At 64.4% G+C, this 2,938-nt stretch carries 1 protein-coding gene and 3 pseudogenes; 2 read left to right on the top strand and 2 right to left on the bottom strand.

The window, feature by feature from the left end; genetic code table 11:
- Nucleotides 1-107: 107 nt before the first annotated feature.
- Nucleotides 108-251 (top strand): annotated as a pseudogene (locus tag VQ044_RS24470) (IS701 family transposase); the annotation flags it as partial.
- A 130-nt stretch (nt 252-381) separates the two neighbouring features.
- Here the strand turns inward: VQ044_RS24470 and VQ044_RS24465 are convergent.
- A pseudogene (locus VQ044_RS24465) lies at nt 382-882 on the bottom strand (IS3 family transposase); the annotation flags it as partial.
- A 600-nt stretch (nt 883-1,482) separates the two neighbouring features.
- On the opposite strand from VQ044_RS24465, the pseudogene VQ044_RS24460 reads away from it, so the two are divergent.
- Nucleotides 1,483-2,088: pseudogene (locus tag VQ044_RS24460) on the top strand (IS110 family transposase); the annotation flags it as partial.
- Nucleotides 2,089-2,362: 274 nt separating this feature from the next.
- On the opposite strand, the gene VQ044_RS24455 reads toward VQ044_RS24460, so the two are convergent.
- Nucleotides 2,363-2,503, bottom strand: coding sequence for a hypothetical protein (locus VQ044_RS24455; protein WP_331827846.1), 141 nt, complete (start codon nt 2,501-2,503; stop codon nt 2,363-2,365).
- Between the last annotated feature and the right edge of the window lie 435 nt (nt 2,504-2,938).

Below are 2,938 nucleotides of genomic sequence, written 5' to 3'. Positions count from 1 at the left end.
CCTTTCCCATAGAGCACCTCCTGCTCACAGAGAATCAAACCGAACATCAAATGGGAACCCGTCGATTCAAATTATTCGCCGGATGCTCTAGAACGGGCACATCTCGCGCCGCCGGGACCCGGGACAGTGCACCATTGGAGGTGGCGCTACTACGGGAGGCGGATCGGCTGGTGGACGGTCCGGGCAGCTATCTTGTAATCGATGACATCGCCTTGCCGAAGAAGGAGGATCATTCGGTCAGCGTGGCGCCGGGGGATGTCCCGAAGTCTGTTGAACTCCGGCGAGCGGCGTTGCCGAGGTTCAAGGTTACGCCGCCCTCAAATGGAGGGCAACCCGCTTTTCGACGAGACGCTCCTGGTGGGCAACGAGGGCGGCCTTGAGGATCGGCAGATAGTGCCGGCTGTCGGTCGTGCACGGCCTGAACCGGCGGGCACGGATACTGTGACGTCGCATCAGCCGTGCGACACGCCCACGGCATGCTATCCCGCCTTCTGCACGAAGCGCGGCATGCATTCTGGGACTGCCGTAACGGCCATGATGCTCGGCGTGAAGGCGACGAACGTTGGCGAGCAGCGCACGGTTCGCAATGGCCCGAGCGCTGTCGGGACGGTTGCGCCATGCATAGTAGCCGCCGGCCGAGACCTCGAGGACCCGGCACATCAGCCGGATCGGCCAGCGGTCGGCATGGTCGCGGATGAATCTGAAGCTCATTTCGGCACCTCCGCGAAGATGCCGATCGCCTTTTTTTAGCACGTCGTGCTCCATGCGCGTGCGATCGAGCTCACGCTTCAATCGCGTGATCTGCGCCGCTTGATCCGCTGGAGACGGCATCGGCGAGAGGGCCCCCGCGATTCCATCGGTTCGCGGGGGGGGGGGGACTCCCTACCGTTTATCAAGTGGGGTTTGTGGCGTGGTTTGGATCGAACGCGGTTCTTGCAGTCAGCATGGCGCATGCGACGGCGAGAAGACGGTCGGCGACAGATCGGAGGGGCGCGGGCGTGGTTGTAACTTCGTTTCCTGAGAGCATCGTACTTGGCCCGGCTCGCCGGATCATGCTGGGTGGCGACGCGCGCCCAGTGATAGACGGCGTTGCGCAAGCGGCCGTCTGCGGCTTGGCGCATGACGACGATGCGGCTTTTTGCCGGACCGCCTTGTGATTGGCGCGGCGCCGGACAAGCACCTGAGAGCCTGATAGTCTCGTCGTTGCAGAGCTTCGAAGGCTTCTGCGAGCAGCGGCCGCAAGGTCGCCGAACGCGGTTCTTCCCACGGCGGGCAAGGCATGTCGGACATGGCCGCGTGGATCGCAAAGTATACGGGTGAACCGCCTGAGGCTGTGCCCGTCGCCATCGAGGTGCCGCACGGTCCCGTCGTCGAGGGGCTGATGGAGCGCGGCTTTCCCGTTCATTCCATCAATCCCAAGCAGAGCTCGACCGCTTCCGCGACCGTTTCTCGCCGGCGGGCGCCAAGGACGACAGCCGCGATGCCGAGGTGCTGGCGAGCGCGCTTCGGACCGACCCGCGCTGCTTGCGGCGCCTGGAGCGGCTGGATCCGGTCGTCGTCGAACTGTGGGAATGGTCGCGCATCGCCGAGGACCTCCGGCACGACCGTAACCGGCTCGGCAACCGCGTCCGCGAGCTTCTCTGGCGCTACTATCCGCAGATGCTGGACCTCACCGACGACGTCGCCGCACCCTGGTTCCTGGAGCTCTGGGCCCTGGTGCCAACGTCCGACAAGGCCGCTCGCATCCGCGAGAGCACCGTCGGACGGCTCTTGAAGAAGCACCGAATCCGCCGCTTCTCGGCCGCTGAAGCCATCGACCGGTTGCTGACGCCTGCCCTTCAGGTCGCGCCCGGCACGGTCAGCGCGGCGACGGACCATCTCGAATCCGTCGCCAAGCGCCTCCAACTCGTCAACTGGGAGATCGCGGCTGCCGACGATCGGCTCGATCGACTGACCGCCCGCCTTGCCGCAGCCGGAGAGACCGAACCGGGGCAGATGTCCGAGCAGCATGACGTGACGATCCTGCGAACCTTGCCGGGCGTCGGAAGGATCGTCGCCGCCACGCTGGAGTCAATCAGAACCATATGATGCGTCTGCGATGCCCAGTCAACGCCCACGAACCAGTTCGGTTGGTCTTCGTCCATGACGATCTCCTCTGTCACGTTCGAGCCACCGCAGTGCTTGCCGATCCCTGTACTAGCGCTCGACGGCGCGGACTCCCCACGAGACATTCACCGCGGCCTCCCGCCGGGGCACAGGTCCCCCCAGGTGTTCTGGACACAGGGGGCGGCGGGCTGGTCCGATCCAAACAGCCTACGACGAAGCCAATCAGATCGCTATGAGAGGTACAGGGGCGGAGGGATTAGAGAGCGCCGTCAGCGGCGAGCCGACGCAGCTTCTCCTGCGTCGTCAGCGCCGAACTCCAGCCAAGAAGGTCTTTCAGCGGTTGCGTTTCCAGCACAAACGGCGCCGTTGCGGCATGCCAGACCGTGTTCTTCCCCATAGCGCCTATCGATCGTTGCAGAACGCCCACCGGTGCTGGAAGCNGCCGAACTCCAGCCAAGAAGGTCTTTCAGCGGTTGCGTTTCCAGCACAAACGGCGCCGTTGCGGCATGCCAGACCGTGTTCTTCCCCATAGCGCCTATCGATCGTTGCAGAACGCCCACCGGTGCTGGAAGCAGAAGCGGCGCGCGGCCCCAGCCGGTGCGGAGCGCACGCACGATTCCTGCCGGGGTGACAGGTCCCTCGTCGGCGACCAGGAGCGTCGTTCCCGCTGCGGCGGGGACAGCAAGAGATGCGGCGATCACCTGTGCCAGATGATCGACGGCCACCAGGCTGCGCGGCCCTCCTAGAGCATCCGGCGAATAATTTGAATCGACGGGTTCCCATTTGATGTTCGGTTTGATTCTCTGTGAGCAGGAGGTGCTTCATGGGAAAG

Source organism: Aurantimonas sp. C2-5-R2, assembly GCF_036549495.1.
Lineage (GTDB): Bacteria > Pseudomonadota > Alphaproteobacteria > Rhizobiales > Rhizobiaceae > Aurantimonas > Aurantimonas coralicida_A.
This window is presented reverse-complemented; position numbering and strand designations above follow the sequence as displayed.

What these genes read in the sequence shown, in the direction of transcription:
- VQ044_RS24455 (WP_331827846.1), bottom strand. Translation starts at nt 2,503, where the DNA reads ATGGGGAAGAACACGGTCTGGCATGCCGCAACGGCGCCGTTTGTGCTG.